At 59.9% G+C, this 20,994-nt stretch carries 15 protein-coding genes; 3 read left to right on the plus strand and 12 right to left on the minus strand.

What is annotated here, in order from left to right:
• Window positions 1-37: 37 nt before the first annotated feature.
• Complete coding sequence (locus KGA96_RS00360) at window positions 38-1,321, minus strand: aspartate aminotransferase family protein (RefSeq protein WP_223511215.1); 1,284 nt, start codon at window positions 1,319-1,321, stop codon at window positions 38-40.
• A 169-nt stretch (window positions 1,322-1,490) separates the two neighbouring features.
• Between KGA96_RS00360 and KGA96_RS00365 the strand changes: the two genes are divergently transcribed.
• The gene (locus tag KGA96_RS00365; RefSeq protein WP_223511217.1) at window positions 1,491-2,420 is read left to right on the plus strand and encodes a LysR family transcriptional regulator; all 930 of its coding nucleotides are present in this window, start codon (window positions 1,491-1,493) and stop codon (window positions 2,418-2,420) included.
• 227 nt (window positions 2,421-2,647) lie between these two features.
• On the opposite strand, the gene KGA96_RS00370 is transcribed toward KGA96_RS00365, so the two are convergent.
• The 4 genes from KGA96_RS00370 to KGA96_RS00385 form a co-directional block, all read right to left on the minus strand.
• Complete coding sequence (locus KGA96_RS00370) at window positions 2,648-4,426, minus strand: acyl-CoA dehydrogenase C-terminal domain-containing protein (RefSeq protein WP_046039437.1); 1,779 nt, start codon at window positions 4,424-4,426, stop codon at window positions 2,648-2,650.
• Between the two features lie 175 nt (window positions 4,427-4,601).
• On the minus strand, window positions 4,602-6,398 hold the full coding sequence (locus KGA96_RS00375; protein WP_046039435.1) for an acyl-CoA dehydrogenase C-terminal domain-containing protein: 1,797 nt from the start codon (window positions 6,396-6,398) through the stop codon (window positions 4,602-4,604).
• Between the two features lie 85 nt (window positions 6,399-6,483).
• The gene (locus tag KGA96_RS00380; RefSeq protein WP_046039434.1) at window positions 6,484-7,776 is read right to left on the minus strand and encodes a GGDEF domain-containing protein; all 1,293 of its coding nucleotides are present in this window, start codon (window positions 7,774-7,776) and stop codon (window positions 6,484-6,486) included.
• 151 nt (window positions 7,777-7,927) lie between these two features.
• Window positions 7,928-10,063, minus strand: coding sequence for a cytochrome-c peroxidase (locus tag KGA96_RS00385; RefSeq protein ID WP_223465312.1), 2,136 nt, complete (start codon window positions 10,061-10,063; stop codon window positions 7,928-7,930).
• Between the two features lie 1,109 nt (window positions 10,064-11,172).
• Between KGA96_RS00385 and KGA96_RS00390 the strand changes: the two genes are divergently transcribed.
• On the plus strand, window positions 11,173-12,945 hold the full coding sequence (locus KGA96_RS00390; protein ID WP_223511227.1) for a hypothetical protein: 1,773 nt from the start codon (window positions 11,173-11,175) through the stop codon (window positions 12,943-12,945).
• 71 nt (window positions 12,946-13,016) lie between these two features.
• Here KGA96_RS00390 and KGA96_RS00395 read toward each other — a convergent pair whose 3' ends face one another.
• The 7 genes from KGA96_RS00395 to bioB form a co-directional block, all read right to left on the minus strand.
• Window positions 13,017-14,822, minus strand: coding sequence for a phenylacyl-CoA dehydrogenase (locus KGA96_RS00395; RefSeq protein WP_008051571.1), 1,806 nt, complete (start codon window positions 14,820-14,822; stop codon window positions 13,017-13,019).
• A gap of 278 nt (window positions 14,823-15,100) precedes the next feature.
• On the minus strand, window positions 15,101-15,397 hold the full coding sequence (locus KGA96_RS00400) for a hypothetical protein (protein ID WP_046039431.1): 297 nt from the start codon (window positions 15,395-15,397) through the stop codon (window positions 15,101-15,103).
• Window positions 15,398-15,520: 123 nt separating this feature from the next.
• Window positions 15,521-16,201, minus strand: a complete 681-nt coding sequence (bioD, locus tag KGA96_RS00405) for a dethiobiotin synthase (protein ID WP_046039429.1) — start codon at window positions 16,199-16,201, stop codon at window positions 15,521-15,523.
• Window positions 16,198-17,010 carry a malonyl-ACP O-methyltransferase BioC gene (gene bioC, locus KGA96_RS00410; RefSeq protein ID WP_046039428.1) on the minus strand — a complete coding sequence of 271 codons (813 nt, stop codon included), beginning with the start codon at window positions 17,008-17,010 and terminating at the stop codon, window positions 16,198-16,200. Before bioC ends, bioD begins: the two co-directional genes overlap by 4 nt.
• Entirely contained in the window at window positions 17,003-17,734 is a 732-nt protein-coding gene (locus KGA96_RS00415; RefSeq protein WP_223511229.1) for an alpha/beta fold hydrolase, read from the minus strand. Before KGA96_RS00415 ends, bioC begins: the two co-directional genes overlap by 8 nt.
• Entirely contained in the window at window positions 17,727-18,905 is a 1,179-nt protein-coding gene (gene bioF, locus KGA96_RS00420) for an 8-amino-7-oxononanoate synthase (RefSeq protein ID WP_046039424.1), read from the minus strand. The genes KGA96_RS00415 and bioF overlap by 8 nt, the downstream gene beginning before the upstream one ends.
• Window positions 18,906-19,064: 159 nt before the next feature.
• Window positions 19,065-20,120, minus strand: a complete 1,056-nt coding sequence (bioB, locus tag KGA96_RS00430) for a biotin synthase BioB (RefSeq protein WP_110659825.1) — start codon at window positions 20,118-20,120, stop codon at window positions 19,065-19,067.
• Window positions 20,121-20,213: 93 nt separating this feature from the next.
• Here bioB and KGA96_RS00435 point away from each other — a divergent pair, with 93 nt between their 5' ends.
• The gene (locus KGA96_RS00435; protein ID WP_046039421.1) at window positions 20,214-20,954 is read left to right on the plus strand and encodes a ComF family protein; all 741 of its coding nucleotides are present in this window, start codon (window positions 20,214-20,216) and stop codon (window positions 20,952-20,954) included.
• Window positions 20,955-20,994 lie beyond the last annotated feature (40 nt).

Here is a 20,994-nt window from a genome sequence, read left to right on the forward strand (position 1 = left end):
GCGAGACGGTTCTGGAATGTGTGCAGGGCGCGTCTGATCAGACGGCAATCCCTTTGCGGCACTGCAATTGCGCGGTGCGTACTCGGGAGAAGGCCCGCGCCAGGCGCAGGAGCATTTCATCGATGTTGGCGTTGCTGACATTAAGCGCAGGGGTAAAGCGCAGGCAGTCGGGTTGCGGGGCATTGAGCAGCAAGCCTTCGTACAGCGCGGCCTTGACCACCGCGTCAGCGGAGTCGTCCGACAGCGTCAGCCCCCAAAGCAGCCCTTGTCCGCGCAACTCGCCGTGATCGTAACGATGGGCCAGACGCGTCAATCCTTCACGCAGGTGTTGCCCGGCTTCTGCGACGTGTTTGAGGAAATCCTTGTCCTGCACGGTATCGAGCACCGCAAGTCCCGCCGCGGTCATCAACGCATTACCGTGATGAGTGCCAGTCACCTCGCCAGTGTCGAAACAGCAAGCTTTGCCCCGCGCCAGCAGCGCGGCCAATGGCACACCGCCGCCCAAGCCTTTGCCAAGCACGACGATATCCGCCGTGACGCCGCAGGACTGTTCCGCGAGCAAGGTGCCACAACGGCCGATGCCGGTTTGCACTTCGTCGAGGATCAACAAAATACCGAGTTCACGGCACAAGCGTTCGACGCCCTTGAGGTAGTGCGCGGTGGCCGGGATAACGCCGGCTTCGCTCTGGATCGGCTCGAGCATGATCGCTACGGTCCGTTCATCCACGGCCGCATGCAACGCTGGCAGATCATTGAACGGGACACGACTGAAGCCTGGCAATTGCGGCTCGAATCGGTTGATCAATGTCGAACTGTCCGACGCCGAAATCGTCGCCAGGCTCCGGCCATGGCATCCGTTGTTGGCCACAATGATTCGCGATGCACCGCCGCGATGTTGTTGACCCCATTTGCGCGCCAGTTTGATCGCCGCCTCACAGGCTTCGCTGCCGGTATTGAGCAGGTAGGCCTGATCACTGCCGGTGCTGGCACACAGATATTCGGCGAGGCTAAGCATGCCGCGGTTATGCAGACCGAAACCCGGATTGATCAGCGACTGAGCCTGGGCTGTGATTGCATTGACCAGTACCGAAGGGCTATGACCGAGGCAGTTGGCCCCGCCGCCTTGGGAAAAGTCCAGGTACGCACGGTCATCACTGTCCCACAACCATGAACCCTGGCCACGCACAAACACCTGTTTCGGCCGCTCGACACTGGGCATCAAGTACTCGCTGGAAAGGTTAACGCCTTGGGATGGCCAGGAGGCGTCCAAGACCAGATCATCAAGACTGGGAGGACTGCGGCGCAGACTGAACAGGTTCATCTGAAAAAAACCCTTTTGAGGTTTTTTGCCTTACCTATGTAAATACCATCGAAGCAAAGGGTATTCATCGCGCTCTGTGGCCCTGTAAGCCCTGTGAATGCGGTTAGACTAGGCTCAGGTGAGGCATTCAGCCATTTCGATTTCCCAGCATTTTCGATAAGTAATACTTATGGATTTCAAGCAACTGCGTTATTTCGTCGCGGTCTATGAAGAAGGCCACGTGGGCCGGGCCGCCGAACGCCTGTCCATCTCCCAGCCGGCGCTGTCCCAGCAAATCCGCCACCTCGAGCAAAACCTCGATGTGAGCCTGTTCGAGCGCAGCAGCAAACGCCTGTTGCCGACCCTCGCGGCCCATACGCTGTACAACCACGCACTGCCTTTGCTCGATGGTCTGCAACGGGCACGGGAAGCGCTCGGCAACTTCAAGGGTCAGGCGCTGCGCACCCTGGCCATCGGTGTATTACAGACCGTGCACACCAGCCTCGTTCCGCAGATGCTCGAGCGGGTGCGCAAGGCGCAGCCGCATCTGGTGGTGCAGATCTATGAACTGACCGGGCTGGAAATCGAGCGGCGACTGCTCAACGGTTCTCTGGATATCGGCATCGGCTACCTGCCGCCCCGCCAGCCTGGCTTGCATGGCGTGATGCTGTACGAAGATGAACTGACCCTGGTCATCCCGGCAGAGCATCCGCTGCGTGAATTCAAGAAAGTGTCCATGAGTCAGGCTGCCGAACTGCCGATGTTACTGCTGGGCGAAGAGTTTCAGATCAGGCAGATCTGGCAGGCACAGCTGACAAGCCTTGGTCGTCGTCCACAGGTGCAAGCCGAACTGAACAACATGGCCGGCATCCTCGACAGCCTGCCCCACACGCGCCTGGCGACGGTATTGCCCGGACGCTCGCAAAAGACCCATGGCAACCACGAATTGCTGTGGAAACCCCTGAGCGAACCTCGAGTGCCGCTGAAAGTCGGTTTGGTGTGTCGGGATGTGCAACGGCAACAGGCCTCGCTGGCATTGCTGCGGACATTGCTGGAAGAGGTGATAAACGGCCCGGATGGACGCCTGAACAGCGTGCAGACGCTGGATGGGACAAGCTGAAAACTTTTCTTCAGGCAAAAGAAAACCCCGCCGAAGCGGGGCTTTGCAGACTGTTTCCCTGACATCCATTTCACTCCACCGTCCTGGCAGAATCCTACGTGTCCCTGTTGTTGCTTTGCGCTTCCTGCGCTACGTCCATGAGAAGTAGATTAGCTGTGGATCCAATTTGCATCTATGGGAGAACAGCAGCACGTTATGTAAGAGAATGCTTACATAACGTTACTTCATCAGAATTGTCCTGCATCCAGCAGGAACAACGATTCACTACCGGCCTTCACCGACGCGCTCAACGAGTGAATGCGCGGCAGCAGGCGGGCGAAATAGAACCGCGCCGTGCCCAGTTTGCTGGCGTAGAAATCGTCTTGCGCTTCCTTGCCGAAAGCCGCCTTGGCCATCAGGGCCCACATGTAGGCGTACGCCACGTAGCCGAACACCTGTAGATACTCGACTGACGCCGCGCCGATTTCGTTCGGATTGCTCTTCGCTCGGTCAAGCAGCCATGCGGTCAGTTCATCGAGGGTGGTCACCGCGTCGTTCAGCGGCTTGGTGAACTCGGCGAGGTCCGCGCTGGCGGTCGCCGTGAAGTGACGAATCTCGTCGGCGAACAGATTGTAGAACGCCCCGCCGCTACCGACGATCTTGCGCCCGACCAGGTCCAGCGCCTGAATGCCGTTGGTGCCTTCGTAGATCTGGGTGATGCGTACGTCACGCACCAGTTGCTCCTGGCCCCACTCACGGATGTAACCGTGGCCGCCGAAGATCTGCTGGCCGTGTACGGTGGTTTCCAGGCCGAGGTCGGTCAGGAACGCCTTGGCCACCGGGGTCAGCAATGCCACCAGGTCTTCCGCACGCTTGCGGGTGGTGGCGTCTTCGCTGAACTTGGCGGTGTCCAGTTGCATCGCCACGTAGGTGGAGAACGCACGGCCCCCTTCGTTCGAAGCTTTCATGGTCAGCAGCATGCGACGCACGTCCGGGTGGACGATGATCGGGTCAGCGACTTTGTCCTTGTTCTGTGCACCGGTCGGCGAACGGCTTTGCAGACGGTCACGGGCGTATTCCACAGCGTTCTGGTACGAGCGCTCGCCCGTGGCCAGGCCCTGAATACCGACGCCCAGACGCTCGTAGTTCATCATGGTGAACATCGCCGCCAGGCCCTTGTTTGGCTCGCCGACCAGGTAACCCACGGCTTCATCGAAGTTCATCACGCAGGTCGCGGACGCCTGGATGCCCATCTTGTGCTCGATCGAGCCACAGTTCGCCGGGTTGCGCGCGCCCAGGCTGCCATCGGCATTGACCATGAACTTGGGTACCAGGAACAGCGAAATGCCTTTCGGCCCCGCCGGTGCATCCGGCAGCTTGGCCAGCACCAGGTGGATGATGTTTTCGGTCAGGTCGTGTTCGCCACCGGTGATGAAAATCTTGGTGCCGCTGACCTTGTAGGAACCGTCGGCCTGAGGCTCTGCCTTGGTACGGATGATTCCCAGGTCTGTACCGGCGTGCGGCTCGGTCAGGCACATGGAACCGGCCCAGATGCCGGCGTACATGTTCGGCAGGTACGCGGCTTTCAGCTCTTCGCTGGCGTGGGCGTTGATCGACAGGCAAGCGCCAGCGGTCAGCATCGGGTACAAGCCGAACGACAGGCTGGCGGAGTTGACCATTTCTTCGACCTGGGCCGAAACGGCTTTGGGCATGCCCATGCCGCCGTAGGACGGATCGCCACCGACACCGACCCAGCCGCCTTCCGCGTAGGTCTGATAGGCCTGTGGGAAACCTGCCGGCGTGGTGACGGCACCGTCCGCCCAATGGCAACCTTCTTCGTCAGCGGCACGGCTCAGCGGTGCGATGCTTTTGCTGGTGACTTTGCCGGCTTCTTCCAGGATGGCTTCGACCGTTTCTGCATCCACGGTTTCAGCCAGTGCAGGCAGTTCGGCCCAGAGTTTGGCGACCTCGAAAACTTCATTGAGGACGAAGCGCATATCGCGCAGGGGCGCTTTGTAGTCAGCCATGGCAAACCTCGCAAGATCTATACAGGTGATTCACAGGAAGAGTATTTTCGTTGGGTCGGAGTGTAACCCAACAACTTTTGCGACACATAGGGTCAACTCATGACCATTTTGTTATTTTTAGTCATCAACAAAAAAGCCCGCGCAAGGCGAGCTTCTTTGTAACGGATTTATATGACTAAAGCGCAAACAACTCCGCCGGCAGTTGCATCAGACAATCACTACCCGCCTCTATGGCCGCACGATGAGCGGCAGTGCGTGGCAGCAGACGCTTGAAGTAAAACTCGTTGGTCGCCAGTTTGCCCCGGCAGAAATCGCCATCGTCGCTGCCCGCATCGAGCTGCGCCTGAGCCACCAGCGCCATGCGCAACCACAGGTAGCCGAGGATGATGTAACCGCTGTACATCAGGTAATCCACCGACGCGGCACCGACTTCGTCAGGGTTTTTCATCGCTGCCATACCGACCTTGGTAGTCAACTCACCCCACTGCTGGTTCAGTTGATTGAGCTGCGCCACATACCCGGCCAGTTGTGGATGCTCGGCGTTCGCCGCGCAGAACTTGTGGACGATTTTGGTGAAGCCGCGCAACAGCTTGCCCTGACTGCCGAGCACCTTGCGCCCCAGCAAGTCCAGCGCCTGAATGCCGTTGGTACCCTCATAGATCGGCGCAATCCGGCAGTCGCGCACCAGTTGTTCCATTCCCCATTCGCGAATGAACCCGTGGCCGCCAAACACCTGCATGCCGTGGTTGGTCACCTCCAGACCGGTGTCGGTCATGAAGGCTTTGCAGATCGGCGTGAGAAACGCCAACAAATCTTCGGCGTCCTGGCGCGCTGTTTCATCCGGGCTCAGGTGGGCAACGTCGAGCAACTGCGCGGTGAAGTAGGTCAGCGCGCGGTTGCCTTCGTTGAAGGCTTTCATGGTCAGTAACATCCGCCGCACATCAGGGTGCACGATGATCGGGTCGGCGGCTTTTTCCGGCGCTTTCGGGCCGGTCAACGAGCGCATCTGCAAACGGTCGTTGGCGTATTTGATCGCGCCCTGGAAGCTCGCCTCCCCCAGACACAGCCCCTGCATGCCGGTACCCAGCCGCGCGTGGTTCATCATGGTGAACATGCAGTTGAGGCCCTTGTTCGGCTCGCCGATCAAGAAGCCCTTGGCCTCGTCGAAGTTCAGCACGCAGGTGGCCGAGGCCTTGATGCCCATTTTGTGTTCGATCGAGCCGCAGGACACGCCGTTGCGCTCGCCCGCTTCGCCCGCCGCATCGGGCAGGAACTTGGGCACGATGAACAGCGAAATGCCCTTGGTCCCGGCCGGCGCATCCGGCAATTTGGCCAGCACCAGGTGAATGATGTTGGCGCTCATGTCGTGCTCGCCGGCGGAGATGAAGATTTTGCTGCCGGAGATCGCGTAGCTGCCATCGGCCGCAGGTACGGCGCGGGTCTTGATAATGCCCAGGTCGGTGCCGCAATGGGCTTCGGTCAGGCACATGGTGCCGGTCCATTGGCCAGCGGTGAGCTTCTTCAAATAGGTCTGCTTTTGCGCCTCGGTGCCATGGGCGTGGATCGCCGACATCGCACCGTGGGTCAGGCCGGGGTACATGCCCCATGAGGTGTTGCTGGAACCCACCATCTCGCTGATCACCAGGCCCAGAGAGATCGGCAACCCTTGACCACCGTAAAGCGGATCCGCCGCCAGGCCATGCCAGCCGCCCGCGACATATTGAGCGAATGCCTGCTTGAAGCCCGCGGGTGTGGTGACCACGCCATTGTCGAAATGGCAGCCTTCTTCATCGCCGCTGCGGTTGAGCGGCGACAGTACGTTTTCGCAGAACTTCGCCCCTTCTTCGAGGATCGCATTGACCATGTCCGGGCTGGCATCGGTGGCCCCCAGTGCGGCGTAGTTGCGGTGAAAGTCGAAGACGTGGTCGATCAGAAAGCGCATGTCGCGCAAGGGAGCTTTGTACTCGGGCATGGTCATTCTCCGTCGGCAGATTTCTCCAACCTACTGCTGCCGACCACGCCTCACAATCACTTTGCGCTCGCTGAATGCGCCATCATCACTCAACCGTAGCGGCGTCCATGCGCACGGCGCCACGGCGGTTCTGCCCGAACGCCATCACGCAGTTGCGCCCGGCGCCTTTGGCGCTGTAGAGCGCCTGGTCAGCGGACTTGAGCACCTCTTCGGGGGTGCGCTGATCGATCCGCTCGGCGACGCCGATACTGACCGTCACCGACACACTCGACGCACCGGAACCGGCACGCCGCTGGCGCCCCTGCTGATCGTCCTGCGGGCGATTTTCCTGGTTTCGCAATTGAATGTTGTAAGTGGCGATGGACTCGCGGATCACTTCAAGATGCGGCATGCACTCTTCGAGGGTCTTGCCTGCAAACACTAGGGCGAACTCCTCACCGCCGTAGCGATAAGCCTTACCGCCACCGCCGATTTTCGACAGTTTGCTGGCCACCAGTCGCAGCACCTGGTCGCCGACGTCGTGGCCGTGGGTGTCGTTGAATTTCTTGAAGTGGTCGACGTCGCTCATGGCAAGCACGTAGTTGCGCCCCAACCGTTGCATGCGTTCATTCAGCGCACGACGGCCCGGCAGCCCGGTCAGTTCGTCGCGGAAGGCCATTTGATAGGCTTCGTGGGCAACGGCGGCGGCGATCATCAGCATCACCTGGCTGCACATGATGTTCAGCGTGAACGGCAGGATGAAGGTTTTCGGCAACATCCAGAACAACCCGAGCAGCCCCACCAATTGCGCGGCATGGAGCGGGCGCGGGTTGCGCCAGTATTGCCAGGCCAGCAGCAGGAACGCCGCAATGAACACCGGATAGGACAACTGGATCAGGCTCATCCAGGCGCCATGCAAGGCAGGCCAGCGAATCTCCGACAGCCAGATCAGCAGCGCGTGTGGATAACTTTGCTCAAGCGCCAGCGTCACGCTGCCGACCGCGAGCAAAACCGCGAAGCGTGCCACCATGTCCTGGAACAGATGGGTACGTTCCTGCCACGCCGCGAACACGCCAAACAGCAGCGGCAGCAGCAGGCAACACAAATGAAAGACCACGGCGGCATCGTCACGCACCTTGCCGTTGTCGCGGTAATAGTCGGTCTGGGTGTCGAGCAGGAAGTAGGCGATGTACACCGTGACCATCAGAAACAGTTCACGCTGGCGTCGGTACACCGCGCAATAGGCACCACCGAGCAACAGCACCAGGGTAGGCAGCACGTTGAACAGCGACGTGAAGAAGACGTTCAGATCCTTGATGTAAGCAGCCGCAAGCCCCGCCAGTAACAGTACTAATGACGGCAGGAAATGACTGAAACGTACAGCAGATGAGCGCGGCAAGGGTAAAGCTCCGACCCGTCAGATCAATAGATGGCAATGTGCCCACCACTTTAACGGCAGCCCCCCCGATTTACTGAGTGAAATACTGAGGTATTTGTAAAAAGTCGTCACTGGCAGCCATCAGCCGCCAGTGACGCAAGGGCAAATACAGTTACAGGTCGTTGTTGAACGGTTGCAGCGGCCCTTCCAGCGCTGCGCGACCTTCGGCACCGACCGGATTGAGCTCAATTTCGGCGTCCTGCGCCTGCCGGGTAGTGATCTTCGGACTGGCCGGTTTTTGCCCGACCGAGTTTTCATCACCCTTTTCGCCCTGTGGCAGTACCAGCGATGGATGGTCAAACGGCGCCCGTTCCCACGCGACCCGAGGGTCGGTCAGCCCGACTTCCATGAACTTGACCAGCGCATCCACTTCAACCGGGGTGAGGTTCAGCCGAGTCATGTCCGGATCGAGGTTCGAGCCGTTGTGCTGGTTGACCGCCGGGTGCTCGAAGCCACTGGTGTTGCTGGCATCTTCACCACGCCGGTCGCCGCCGCGGTTGTAGAACTCCATCACCTGTTGCAGCGTTGCGCGACTGCCGTTGTGGAAATACGGTCCGGTCAACGCGATATTGCGCAAGGTCGGTGTCTTGAAGGCGCCATCGACCGCATCGCGAAAACCGACATTGGGCTTGAGCGTCGCATCACAAGGGATGGCCGGGCTCAAAGGCACTTCGAAGGTGCACACATCAACTTCCAGCGGGTCAGGGATCTGGCCGCCCTGGAGTACGGTGTTGTACTCGCGAGTGAAAGACAACGGATTGCCCCAGGCATCCGCCCCGCCGAGCGCCAGGTCTTCCGAGGTCGGACGCACCCCGGTGTTGTAGAAGCCGTTGTCATAGAGCGTCGTGAGGTTGTCGGCCATGACCATGCGTTCGATCCGTTCCCGAGGATGGAACAGCAAGCGGCTGCCGGCGTTGGTCAATTCCGCGCCGCCGTGGCAACTGACGCACTTGCCCTTGCCCAGGAACAGATTCATGCCCTGGACCTGCTGGTCGTTCATGGCCGCATGATCGCCCTGCAAATAAGCATCCAGCGGCGCCTGGTCCGAGATCAGCGTGGACTCATACATCTGAATCGCCAGCCCGAAGAACAGCGGGAAGTTCGCCTCCATCTGGGTGTAGGGGGCGTCGCCCAACAAGACCTGCTGCGTGGCATTCCACAAACGCGGCTGGAACGCGTTCTTGATCAGTTCACGGTAAGTCGGCCGACGGCCGCGGGACACCGGCCCGAGTACTGAGTCGGTTGACGAGATCCGTTGCTGTTTGAGTATCAAGGTATCGAGCATGCGCCGGCCAATGTCGGCGAAGGTACGCCCACCGCAGGACATTTCCACCGGGCTGCCGGGCGGCCCTACCGCTTGCGAGGCGGCGGAAGCATCCTTGAGCGCCAGCCTGACTTTGGTCGCCACGCCACTGCGATCGCTCGTCACGAAAATCCCGGCGTCAGGGTCGCGATTGCCGAACGGTGAGAAACCGTTGAATACGTTGTTGGCCCGGCCATCCCAGAAGTTGCGCACGTTGAACGCAGCGTTGATCACCGTCGGTGCGTTACGCCCTGTGCTACGGCGAACATTGATACCGCCCACCTGGAAGATACCGTCTGGTTGCTGAATGCACTTGTCGAACCGCGACTGATTGGGCTTGACGAAGTTGGCGTCGAACACGCCTTGGGAGCCGATCACATCATCGCTTGAATAGACAATCGCCGAGTTGCGATCCAGCGGATCGGCCAGCACGTGGGTCGGGAAGTCACTTTTCTTCAGCAGGTAGTTCGGACCGCCTTTGCCACCGGACCTGGTGGTGTAGCTCGGCACGTCGCCCGGAATATCCGACGCGGTAAACGGCTTGTTGAAGATCGACGAGACGTTCGCGTTGGTGTTCGCCTGGCCCGGGTTGATCTGGTTGGTGGTGCGATGATCGACACCCGCGTGGAAGTGGCAAGACGCGCAAGCGGTGGAGCCGTCACTGCCGATCTCCATGTCCCAGAACAGTGCCTTGCCCAGGAAAACGGCCGCTGAGCGATTGAGCACGTAGTCGGCCATCAGGTCGACCTTGCGCCCGCCTTCGGTTCCTGAAGGGTCGGGAGGCGTCATGCCGCGCAGTGACTGCAGGCTGGGCACGTCCGGCACGGCCGGAACGACCGGGTCTGCGGCCCAAACGCTCATGACGGGCAGGCCCATGGCAAAGAGTGTCATCAACATCGCACGGGGCAAGCAGGTGGTTCGAAAGATGCTCAAATACTTAAACATGACGACGTTCCCGATTCAGTACGGAGTAGTCAGGCTCCGCGGTTGCCCTGTTGCGAGATGAGTTCATCGCCATGAATCTTGCTGCTCGCTGGAGTAACCACATCAACTTGAAGTTGCATGGGCAATGCGAGACCTGACTGGCAAAGCACTCTCGTGGCTCGGGCCATTTTAAAGAATGATATTTCGCACCACTGGGGTAGCGCTTGATGCAACTCTAGCCGCAATAAAATATTTCAACATGAAAATTTCAATATTTTTATTTAAGCCAAATCAATAAACCCTACAAACAACAGGAACTGCGCACTATTCCTCAGTTATGGTTAAACCTCACCCCATTATTGGGTGTAATTCCCCAAACAGCCCGCATCAGGCGATCACCAACGGTCTCTAAAGCCAGCATTTAAAGGGCATCACGCCACCAGACTGCGTTTCTTGAACCTGGCAGAGTATTTGCCAATCCAAACACCCCGGTGAAAGCGGTACTTTAAAAAACACCTGTAAAAAACCGCATCGCCAGCCAATAGAACCGTCTATCAGGCATATAAAATCCATTCGTGCGCAAGTTGTACTGCGCTAGCTATTACCTTTTTTATTCATACCGCCAATACAAGCCTATTCTTTCATCATCTTCTTCAACACCCCTTCCTGCACACATAAGACCTTAGTAGTATTTAACAGGCAACACTTCTCAATCAAAACCAATGGAGACACTTACTAAAATTTTTCACACCACTCCAAACTTGGGTATATATCCCCACCCACTTTGGCGTTAACCACTTAACATATAACTATGTGTATACCACCAACATCAGCGCAGCCCGCATTTTTGCTGGCTAACAAGCGACTTAACCAATCAGGCACGACTACTGCTATGAGCCCCTCAGGCTCAAGGAAATGTCTCTCGCGTTTGCGTCCGTAACCGGCCAACGCAACGCAGGTGAAAGCATCCGAACGGCAAGTGACGACAGTACACAGGCACTTATCCCGCCGGATCGAGCCCCCATTCGACACTCACGGCTTTGCGTTTTTCTTGCGCAGGATTCAGCGCATCAGCAGATCCGCGATCTCGATCGGCCGGCAATTGGTCCTGCAAGATTCTGGAGTGAGCCATGAGCTTATCTTTGTTCGAAAAAACGCTCGCCATACCGCTGCTGCCTCACAAACGATTCAACCGCATCTTCAGTCGCCATGCTCTGCTCGCCAGTGCCGTCGCTGTCGCACTGGCCATTGGTGGTGGAGATGCATTTGCCAAAAACGGAGCTGGCGGTGGCGGTGGCGGCGGGACTGCCAAGCCCCCGGGTTTGCCCTCGCCGTTCACGACACCCACACTGCCCGATCCGATTTTTACAAACCCGACTGCGATTCATGGGTTTGACGTTACCGGTTTTATCCAAAACATGACCCTGGACACCACCAATGCGAATTGCCCCAATACCAGCAACCCGGGCCGCTTTGGGGGGACCGTCCAGTTGAACGGCGTCACGATTGTTGTCCCTTGCAACACCGTTATGCAGATGCCGGCCAATACCCTGACCTGGGCCGACTTCGTCAGGGGTGGAACGCTGGCGCTCGGAAAATCACCGGCAGCCTACCCCTCGTTCGAGATCCATGTGGTAGGTAATACTGTCTCCAACAAGCAAATTGCCGGGCTGATCTTTGTCTCCCAGCAATCAGTCAATGCGGGTAGCGGTATCATCACCCGGATCGACTACACCAATGGCAACCTCGAAGTTGACAGCGGGAACCCGACGCAACCCACGATCATTCAGATCAACGATCCGACTGGACGTTTTGGCCGTGCCCAAAGCCCCGACCCACGCTTCTCCGTCGATGATGCCAACCCGACCATCCATGCCGCCACCGGCTACCCGATGTGCGTGCCGCGCACGATTTCCGGGGACGATGCGCTCTGCCCACAGAAAAACCGGCCAAAAGTGGTCACCCCGACCACGACCAACAACTGCCGCAACTTCAGCCAGGCCGGCGTCACGCCTCCGGCCAGTGGAGAGCTCTCGGGTCCAGCGGTGGGGCAGGTCTATTGCAGCCAGTACGTCATGAAGAGATTCAGCGATGCTACACGCACGGCGACGGACTCCGACCCGACACAACAGGCACCCTTCGAAGTCGGCGACTTCATCAGCTGGTCCGGTACTCTGTTCAAGTCAGCAACAACGGGCCTCCCGGACTTCATCTCTGCACACACGATCGAGGCGAATGTCGGGATCTACACTCAGCCTGGTTCGCAGCCCAGCTACCTGGCTATCGGGGAGTTTGGCATCGGTACGGCCGACCCGGCCGCAACGGCCATCAACGGAGTAGCCCAGGAGACGCAGGACCGGATTTTCCTTGAAGCCTCCACCACCGACATCCAGACCCCGGTCGACATCTATCTGATCGATGTCAATCCATCGACAGGTGTGCAAACCAATCGCTGGGCGACACCCTATGAGATGACAGGTGAGTGCAACCCTGCGCTGGGCCTTGCGGCCAGTTGCCTGGGAGCCTCGGGCGGTATTACCACACAGAACACGGGCCCACAGCCACAACGCGCCAGATTACGCGCGACCAAAGCGCCCACCGGGCTACTTAGCCAGCCGACACGTACCTTGCGCGTCGTTGCGCGGTCACTTTGCGTTCCACAGCTAAGCTTGTCCCAGGTCGGCGTGGACAGTTGCATCCAGAACGCGAGCAGGCTGACCGTCGCCAATGGACTGATTGCCGGACAGTATGTGGCGCCGGTGTTCGAGTTCATCTTTCCGGAAGGCGTCAAGCCTGGCGATCCCGTCGTCCCGAACGACTTCTGGCACCTGCCGTTCATACGTAACGGAGAAGGCGTGGGCACCCCGACTGGCGTCGGCCCTCTCGACCCGACGCCATGGTGAGCAAGGCCTGACCACCGCGCAAAAAAAACCGCCGCTCCCGGAGGAAGCGGCGGCTTTTTTGAAGTTAAGGCTTAGTAGCCCAGGTCGAAGTTCTCTTCTTTCATGTCCATCAGGTTGTTGGCGCCCGACAGCATGGTTGCGACGTGAGTGCGGGTACGCGGCAGGATGCGCTGGAAGTAGAAGCGCGCAGTCTGCAGCTTGGCGGTGTAGAACGCCTCTTCGGAAGTGCCGGCAGCCAGTTTCTCGGCAGCCAGGCGTGCCATGTCAGCCCAGAAGTAGGCCAGGCAGGCGTAACCGGAGTACATCAGGTAGTCCACGGAGGCCGCGCCAACTTCTTCGCGATCTTTCATGGCAGCCATACCGACCTTCATGGTCAGCTCGCCCCATTCCTTGTTCAGTGCAGCCAACGGAGCGACGAACTCTTGAACCGCTTCGTTGCCTTCGTTGGTCTGGCAGAACTTGTGGACGATCTTGGTGAAGCCCTTAAGAGCCTCGCCTTGGGTCATCAGCACTTTACGGCCCAGCAGGTCGAGTGCCTGGATACCGGTGGTGCCTTCGTACAGCATCGAGATGCGGCTGTCGCGGACGTTCTGCTCCATGCCCCACTCGGCGATGAAGCCGTGGCCGCCGTAGATCTGCACGCCGTGGTTGGCCGATTCGAAACCGACTTCGGTCATGAAGGCCTTGGCGATTGGCGTCATGAACGCCAACAGTGCGTCGGCTTTCTTCTTCTCTTCTTCGTCCACACCGTACTTGACGATGTCGACCTGCTTGGCGGTGAAGTAAACCATCGCACGGTTGCCTTCGGCGAATGCCTTCATGGTCAACAGCATACGGCGTACGTCAGGGTGCACGATGATCGGGTCAGCGGCTTTGTCCGGCGCTTTCGGGCCAGTCAGCGAGCGCATCTGCAGACGGTCGCGAGCGTATTTCAGGCCGCCCTGGAAACCGACTTCGGCGTGGGCCAGGCCTTGCAGCGCGGTACCCAGGCGTGCGGTGTTCATGAAGGTGAACATGCAGTTCAGGCCTTTGTTCGCCGGGCCGATCAGGAAACCGGTGGCGCCGTCGAAGTTCATCACGCAGGTGGCGTTGCCGTGGATGCCCATCTTGTGTTCCAGGGAACCACAGGACACAGCGTTACGCGCGCCAACCGAACCATCGGCGTTCGGCATGAACTTCGGCACGATGAACAGGGAGATGCCTTTGGTGCCAGCCGGTGCATCCGGCAGGCGGGCCAGTACGATGTGGACGATGTTATCGGCCATGTCGTGTTCACCGGCCGAGATGAAGATCTTGGTGCCGGAAACCTTGTAGGAACCGTCGGCCTGAGGCTCGGCCTTGGTGCGCAGCATGCCCAGGTCGGTGCCGCAATGCGGCTCGGTCAGGCACATGGTGCCGGTCCACTCGCCGGAAACCAGCTTGGTCAGGTAAGCCTCTTGCTGCTCAGGGGTGCCGTGCTCGGAGATGGTGTTCATCGCACCGTGCGAGAGGCCTGGGTACATGCCCCACGACCAGTTGGACTCGCCAACCATTTCGCTGATCGCCAGACCCAAGGACTCCGGCAGGCCTTGGCCACCGTGCTCTACGTCGTGAGCCAGGCTCGGCCAGCCACCTTCGACGAATTGCTTGTAGGCTTCCTTGAAGCCAGTCGGGGTCTTGACGCCGGACTCGCTCCAGGTGCAACCCTCGATGTCGCCCACGCGGTTCAGCGGAGCCAGTACCTGCTCACAAAACTTGGCGCCTTCCTCGAGAATGGCGTCAACCATGTCCGGAGTTGCGTCGGCACAAGCCGGAAGGCTCTGATAGTGCGCTTCGTAGCCGAGCAGCTCGTCACGAACGAAGCGAATATCACGCAAGGGGGCCTTGTAGTCAGGCATAGCGATAAACCTCTGCTGATGTAACCGGGAATGAACGACCGCATGGATTTGTTGTTGCGATCAAACAGTTGTTTGAAACATACGTTTACGCCCAAATCTTGTCAAGCGTCGATCTTTTGCCGTTCGTCATCGCAGGATTGGACACACAGGCACGCGACAACGCAGCCGCGCTTGCGAAGCAGCCCGCCGCACCGAAAAGATTAGTTGAACAAGAAAGACTTACGCAGAAAAACGCCGCGAACAGGCGCGGCGCTGGAGGGTGCGGATTCTGTAAATAATCAGGCGTAGGTATCGATCAACGTCCCGAGCACTTCGTCGGCTGCCTTGGCGACTTTCACGCCCAGCTCCGCCTGAATCTTGCCTTGGGCCATTTCGGCCACGTTGCTGGCCAGGTCCGATTGCTGGCTGCGATCAACCGATCGCAGACGATCGACCTGTGCCTCGGAGGACTGGCTGGTGACCGAACGCTCGATGGTGGTGTTGGCGATCTGCCCGGCGGCTTGATCGACACGGTTCTGCCCTGTCTGAATGGTGCTCAGACCGGCATAAAAAGCGGTGTTTCCTGAGATTTCCATGGGAGAACTCGTCCTTTCAAAGGATCAACAGCGGCCATTGAAGCAGAGTGGCCGGCAAAACACCCGTCAAAAACACTAATGGCACAGTGCCTTGTCATAGGCAAAACCCCCATGCGACAAACTTCAGTCCAACAGGTCCAGTTGCAAGTGCTCGGCCACTGCCTCGGCCGTAACGGCCTTGAGTTTAGGCACACGCCCCAGGCACGGCGCCGGGAGGCGCTCGGCAAGGGTAGCCAGGTTTTCTTCCAGCCGCGAGGTCTTCGGGTCGATGATATTGGCCACCCATCCCGCCAGTTGCAAACCGTCCCGGGCTATCGCTTCGGCGGTCAACAAGGCATGGCTGATACACCCCAGGCGTACACCGACCACCAGGATCACCGGCAGCTTCAATGCGATGGCCAGGTCCGACAGATTGTCCTGATCCGCCAAGGGTACGCGCCAGCCGCCGGCGCCTTCGATCAGGGTGAAGTCCGCCTGCATGCCCAGAATCTGCCGCATCGGCGTCAGCAACGACTGCACCGTCAGCGCCACACCCGCCTCTCGCGCCGCCAGATGCGGGGCAATGGCCGGTTCGAAGGCCATCGGATTGACCTGTGTATAGGTCAGCGGCAGCGAACACTCCGCCAGCAAGGCCAGCGCATCGGCGTTGCGCAGGCCCTTGGGCGTCACATCGCAACCGGACGCGACCGGTTTGCCCGCCGCCGTGCTCAAACCCGCCGAACGCGCCGCATGCAACAGCCCCGCAGCGACCGTGGTTTTACCGACATCGGTATCCGTACCGGCGATGAAATAGGCTGCGCTCATAAGGGTTTCTCCAAGACGGCGTACACCACTTGATAAGTCGCCGGCAGGCCCTGGGCCTGACGAAACTGTTCGTAAGCCTCGATCAGACCCAGAATCCGCGCCCGGCCGGTCAAGCCACCCGGCCGCCCGGGATTGAGATTGTGCGCACCCAACGCCTTGAGTTCATGGGTCAGGCAACGCACATCCGGGTAATGCAGCACGTGCGCAAGGTTTTGCAGACTGACCACATTCAAGCCGCTGGCCGCACACAACTGCTGATAAACACCAAACTCCCGGAAGCGGTTGACGTGCACCATGCCGTCGACTTCGCGCCAGCTGTCACGCAATTCAAACAACGTCCCTACACACAGACTAGCAAACGCGAAAATGCCACCCGGCTTCAGCACTCGAAAAGCTTCACTGAGCACCGAGTCGAAGTCCGCGCACCACTGCACGGCCAGGCTGGAGAAGACCAGGTCGCAGGTCGAATCCTGCAGTGGCAAACGCTCGGCATCACCGGCCACGAAATGCGCGGCACCGCCCAGTGGCCGGGCGTGGTTGAGCATGCCTTCGGCGATGTCCAGCGCCACACCATGGCTGCCCGGAAATTGCTCGTCCAGGGTACGACTGAAATGCCCGGTGCCACAGCCAAGGTCCAGCCAACGCTGCGGTACGAAGTCCTGCGGCAGGCACCCGAGCAATTGTCTGCCCACATCACGCTGCAACTCGGCCACGCTGTCGTAGCTGGCCGCCGCGCGGGAGAATGATGCTGCAACCTGGCGCTTGTCGGGCAAGGCGCCGGGCAGGTTGGGAAGGGATAAATCAGTCATCACCGGACTCATGCAAAAAGGCCTGGATCGCCCCCGCCACACCGTGGGGATCCTCCAGGAGAAACGCGTGGCTGGCCTGTTCAATCAGACCGATTTCGACATCCGGCAGCAGTGCCAACAATTCGCCCGCCGCTTCCGCCGGCACCAACCCGTCGAGGCCGGCGAACAGATGCAGTTGCGGACCGCGGAACGATTGCAGTGCCTGTCGTGTATCCAGTTGCGCGAGCACTTGCAGACCACTGAGCAGCACTGGCGCGGCGGTATTCGGGGCGCCGCCGAGCAACAACCGCGACAATCCGCGGGGGTCTTCGGCGCCTTGGGCGCAGAGCAGTGAAAAGCGTTTCAACGTCGCGCGCGGATCGGCTTCGCATCCCGCCAGAAACGCATCGAAGGTTTCCCCGGGCATGGCGCTTGACCATTGATCATGGGCGACAAAAGAAGCGTTGCTGGCCAGGGTGAACACACCACAGCAGCGATCGCCACGCCGGGCCGCCAACTCACAGGCGAGCATGCCGCCCAATGACCAACCACCAAGCCAGGCGTCTTGCGGCAACGTCGAATCAAGCTCATCGAGCCACTCTTCAAGATCGCTCGACCCCAGCTCCGGCAACGGCTCGATCTCGACGCGCAGGTGCTCATCCAGGCCGCGCAAGGCCGCCGCCAGAGGCTCCAGCGGTGAAACGCCAAGCCCCCAGCCGGGCAGCAGAATCAGACGATCACGCATGGCTTGGCTCCGGCTTCAGTTGCTGAAAACAATCGGCCAGTCCATTTAACAATAGCTGTACCTGAACCTCGCTGTGGGCAGCCGTCAGCGTGACCCGCAGACGGGCACTGCCGGCGGGTACGGTCGGCGGGCGAATCGCGGTCACCATCAACCCGCGTTCGCGCAGCATTTGCGAAAGGCGCACCGCACGCCCCGCGTCACCGATCATGATTGGCTGGATCGGCGTGAAGCTGTCCATGAGTTCCAGGCCAATCTGCTCGGCACCTTTGCGGAACTGGCGGATCAGCGTCTGCAAATGCTCGCGGCGCCAGTGTTCGCTGCGCAGCAGTTCCAGGCTTTTCAACGTGGCGCAAGCCAGCGCAGGAGGCTGGCTGGTGGTGTAGATGTAGGGGCGGGCGAACTGGATCAGGCTTTCGATCAGCTCTTCGCTGCCAGCCACAAAGGCACCCGCCGTACCGAACGCCTTGCCGAGGGTGCCGACCAGCACCGGAACGTCATCCTGGCTCAAGCCGAAGTGTTCGACGATGCCGCCACCGTTGGCGCCCAGCGGTCCAAAACCATGGGCATCGTCGACCATCAACCAGGCGCCTTTGGCCTTGGCTTCTCGGGCCAGCGCAGGCAAGTCGGCGATATCACCGTCCATGCTGAACACGCCGTCGGTGACCACCAGCGTATTGCCGGTGGCTTTTTCCAGGCGTTTGGCCAGGCTCACCGGGTCGTTGTGCAGGTAGCGATTGAACCGCGCGCCGGACAACAGCCCCGCGTCGAGCAGCGACGCATGATTGAGCCGGTCTTCGAGCACCGTATCACCCTGCCCCACCAGCGCAGTGACCGCGCCGAGGTTGGCCATGTAGCCGGTGGTGAACAGCAACGCGCGCGGGCGACCGGTCAGGTCGGCCAACGCTTCTTCCAAGGCATGGTGCGGGGAGCTATGACCGATAACCAGGTGTGATGCCCCTCCGCCCACCCCCCACTTCGAAGCGCCGGCACGCCAGGCTTCGATCACTTGCGGATGATTGGCCAGGCCCAGGTAGTCGTTGTTACAGAACGCCAGCAACGGCTGGCCATCGACCACCACTTGGGGCCCCTGTGGGCTTTCGAGCAGCGGGCGCTGGCGGTAGAGGTTTTCGGCACGACGGGCGGCAAGGCGTGCGGCGAGATCGAAAGACATGCAGGCCTCGACTATCAAATGACACATGTCCCCTGTGGGAGCGAGCCAGCTCGCGAAGGCGTCTAGTCAGCCAACATCAATGTTGAATGTCAGTCCGCATTCGCGAGCAGGCTCGCTCCCACAGGGTTTTGCATTCCTTTAGAGGAATAAATGTTGGATTCAGACGGCCGCGTTATAGAACTGCTCGCTGCTCTTCTGCTCCACCAGCGCCTGCTCGATCGCCGCCTGATGCACTTCATCGGCGTGCTCTTCGCGAGCTTCCGGCAGGATGCCCAGACGCGAGAACAGTTGCATGTCCTTGTCGGCCTGCGGGTTGGCAGTGGTCAGCAGTTTTTCGCCGTAGAAAATCGAGTTGGCACCGGCGAAGAACGCCAGGGCCTGCATCTGCTCGTTCATGGCTTCGCGGCCGGCGGACAGGCGCACGTGGGATTGCGGCATCAGGATGCGCGCGACGGCGAGCATGCGAATGAAGTCGAACGGGTCGACGTCGTCGGCATTTTCCAGCGGTGTACCGGCGACTTTCACCAGCATGTTGATCGGCACCGACTCCGGATGCTCCGGCAGATTGGCCAGCTGGATCAGCAGATTGGCGCGGTCGTCCAGCGACTCGCCCATGCCGAGAATGCCGCCGGAGCAGATTTTCATCCCCGACTCACGTACATAGGCCAGGGTTTGCAGGCGCTCGCCGTAGGTGCGGGTAGTGATGATGCTGCCGTAGAACTCCGGCGACGTATCGAGGTTGTGGTTGTAGTAGTCGAGGCCGGCCTTGGCCAGCGCTTCGGTCTGATCCTGATCCAGGCGACCGAGGGTCATGCAGGTTTCCAGGCCCAGGGCTTTCACGCCTTCGACCATCTTCAACACGTACGGCATGTCTTTGGCCGACGGATGCTTCCACGCCGCGCCCATGCAGAAACGGGTAGAACCGATGGCCTTGGCGCGAGCGGCCTCTTCGAGGACCTTCTGCACTTCCATCAGTTTTTCTTTTTCCAGGCCGGTGTTGTAGTGACCGGACTGCGGACAATATTTGCAATCTTCCGGGCAGGCGCCGGTTTTGATCGACAGCAGGGTCGACACCTGGACGCGGTTGGCGTCGAAATGCGCACGGTGCACCGTCTGCGCCTGGAACAACAGGTCATTGAATGGCTGAACGAAGAGTGCTTTGACTTCGGCCAAAGTCCAGTCATGACGCAGGGTTGCAGTGGTGCTGGCACTCATGGGCGTTTCCTTTGAATTATGCTTTGGCAGGCGGCTGGATAATGGAATGTCACAGTCGCTTCACAGATGTTTCGGCATATTTAAGGAAGAGCGATGCGCTGTCAACCACGATACGAAGGACCGGTTTACATCTGGTTAAAAAACAAACAATCATGCCTTTTGTGCGATGAAGCGGCCGACGGCATCCCTCCCGTCTGCACGGCCTGCGAAATCGAGTTGCCCTGGCTCGGCGATCACTGCCTGACCTGCGCCCTGCCGCTCCCGGCCGCGGGCCTCACCTGCGGCCATTGCCTGAAGCAGCCACCGGCCTTCGAGCAAGTGATTGCGCCCTGGACCTACAGCTTTCCGGTAGACAGCCTGATCACCCGCTTCAAACACAACGCCAAGTGGCCATTCGGTCGCCTGCTCGCCGAACTTCTTGCTCAATACCTGCAACATCGCTTCGAAGGCGATCTGCAGCGCCCCAATGCGCTGATCCCGGTGCCGCTGGCCACCCGGCGCCTGCGCCAGCGCGGCTTCAATCAGGCGGCGATGCTGGCTCACTGGTTGAGTGCGAGTCTCGATATTCCTTGCGACGAACGGTTGCTGCTGCGCACCCAGGACACCGACGCCCAACAGGCCTTGAACGCCGAAGCCCGACGAAAGAACCTGCGCAACGCTTTCTCCCTGGCACCCGGCGCAGTCGTCAAAGGCCGGCACCTGGCCCTGGTCGACGACGTACTGACCACCGGTGCCACGACCCAGGCCCTGGCTCGCCTGCTAATGGACGCCGGGGCGGTGAGAGTCGACGTCTATTGCCTGGCCCGCACGCCCAAACCCGGCGAGACACCCTGACTTGACTCGCACGGCCCAAGCGACCAACGTCCTCATCATC

The organism is Pseudomonas sp. GL-R-26 (genome assembly GCF_019947365.1).
Taxonomy (GTDB): domain Bacteria; phylum Pseudomonadota; class Gammaproteobacteria; order Pseudomonadales; family Pseudomonadaceae; genus Aquipseudomonas.

Bases quoted from the DNA above. Each gene is read 5' to 3' on its own strand.
- bioB (WP_110659825.1), bottom strand. From the start codon at position 20,120: ATGAGTGCCAGCACCACTGCAACCCTGCGTCATGACTGGACTTTGGCC.
- bioC (WP_046039428.1), bottom strand. From the start codon at position 17,010: ATGACTGATTTATCCCTTCCCAACCTGCCCGGCGCCTTGCCCGACAAG.
- KGA96_RS00390 (WP_223511227.1), top strand. From the start codon at position 11,173: ATGAGCTTATCTTTGTTCGAAAAAACGCTCGCCATACCGCTGCTGCCT.
- KGA96_RS00360 (WP_223511215.1), bottom strand. From the start codon at position 1,321: ATGAACCTGTTCAGTCTGCGCCGCAGTCCTCCCAGTCTTGATGATCTG.
- KGA96_RS00435 (WP_046039421.1), top strand. From the start codon at position 20,214: ATGCGCTGTCAACCACGATACGAAGGACCGGTTTACATCTGGTTAAAA.
- KGA96_RS00415 (WP_223511229.1), bottom strand. From the start codon at position 17,734: ATGCGTGATCGTCTGATTCTGCTGCCCGGCTGGGGGCTTGGCGTTTCA.
- KGA96_RS00400 (WP_046039431.1), bottom strand. From the start codon at position 15,397: ATGGAAATCTCAGGAAACACCGCTTTTTATGCCGGTCTGAGCACCATT.
- KGA96_RS00370 (WP_046039437.1), bottom strand. From the start codon at position 4,426: ATGGCTGACTACAAAGCGCCCCTGCGCGATATGCGCTTCGTCCTCAAT.
- KGA96_RS00365 (WP_223511217.1), top strand. From the start codon at position 1,491: ATGGATTTCAAGCAACTGCGTTATTTCGTCGCGGTCTATGAAGAAGGC.
- KGA96_RS00395 (WP_008051571.1), bottom strand. From the start codon at position 14,822: ATGCCTGACTACAAGGCCCCCTTGCGTGATATTCGCTTCGTTCGTGAC.
- bioD (WP_046039429.1), bottom strand. From the start codon at position 16,201: ATGAGCGCAGCCTATTTCATCGCCGGTACGGATACCGATGTCGGTAAA.
- bioF (WP_046039424.1), bottom strand. From the start codon at position 18,905: ATGTCTTTCGATCTCGCCGCACGCCTTGCCGCCCGTCGTGCCGAAAAC.
- KGA96_RS00385 (WP_223465312.1), bottom strand. From the start codon at position 10,063: ATGTTTAAGTATTTGAGCATCTTTCGAACCACCTGCTTGCCCCGTGCG.
- KGA96_RS00375 (WP_046039435.1), bottom strand. From the start codon at position 6,398: ATGCCCGAGTACAAAGCTCCCTTGCGCGACATGCGCTTTCTGATCGAC.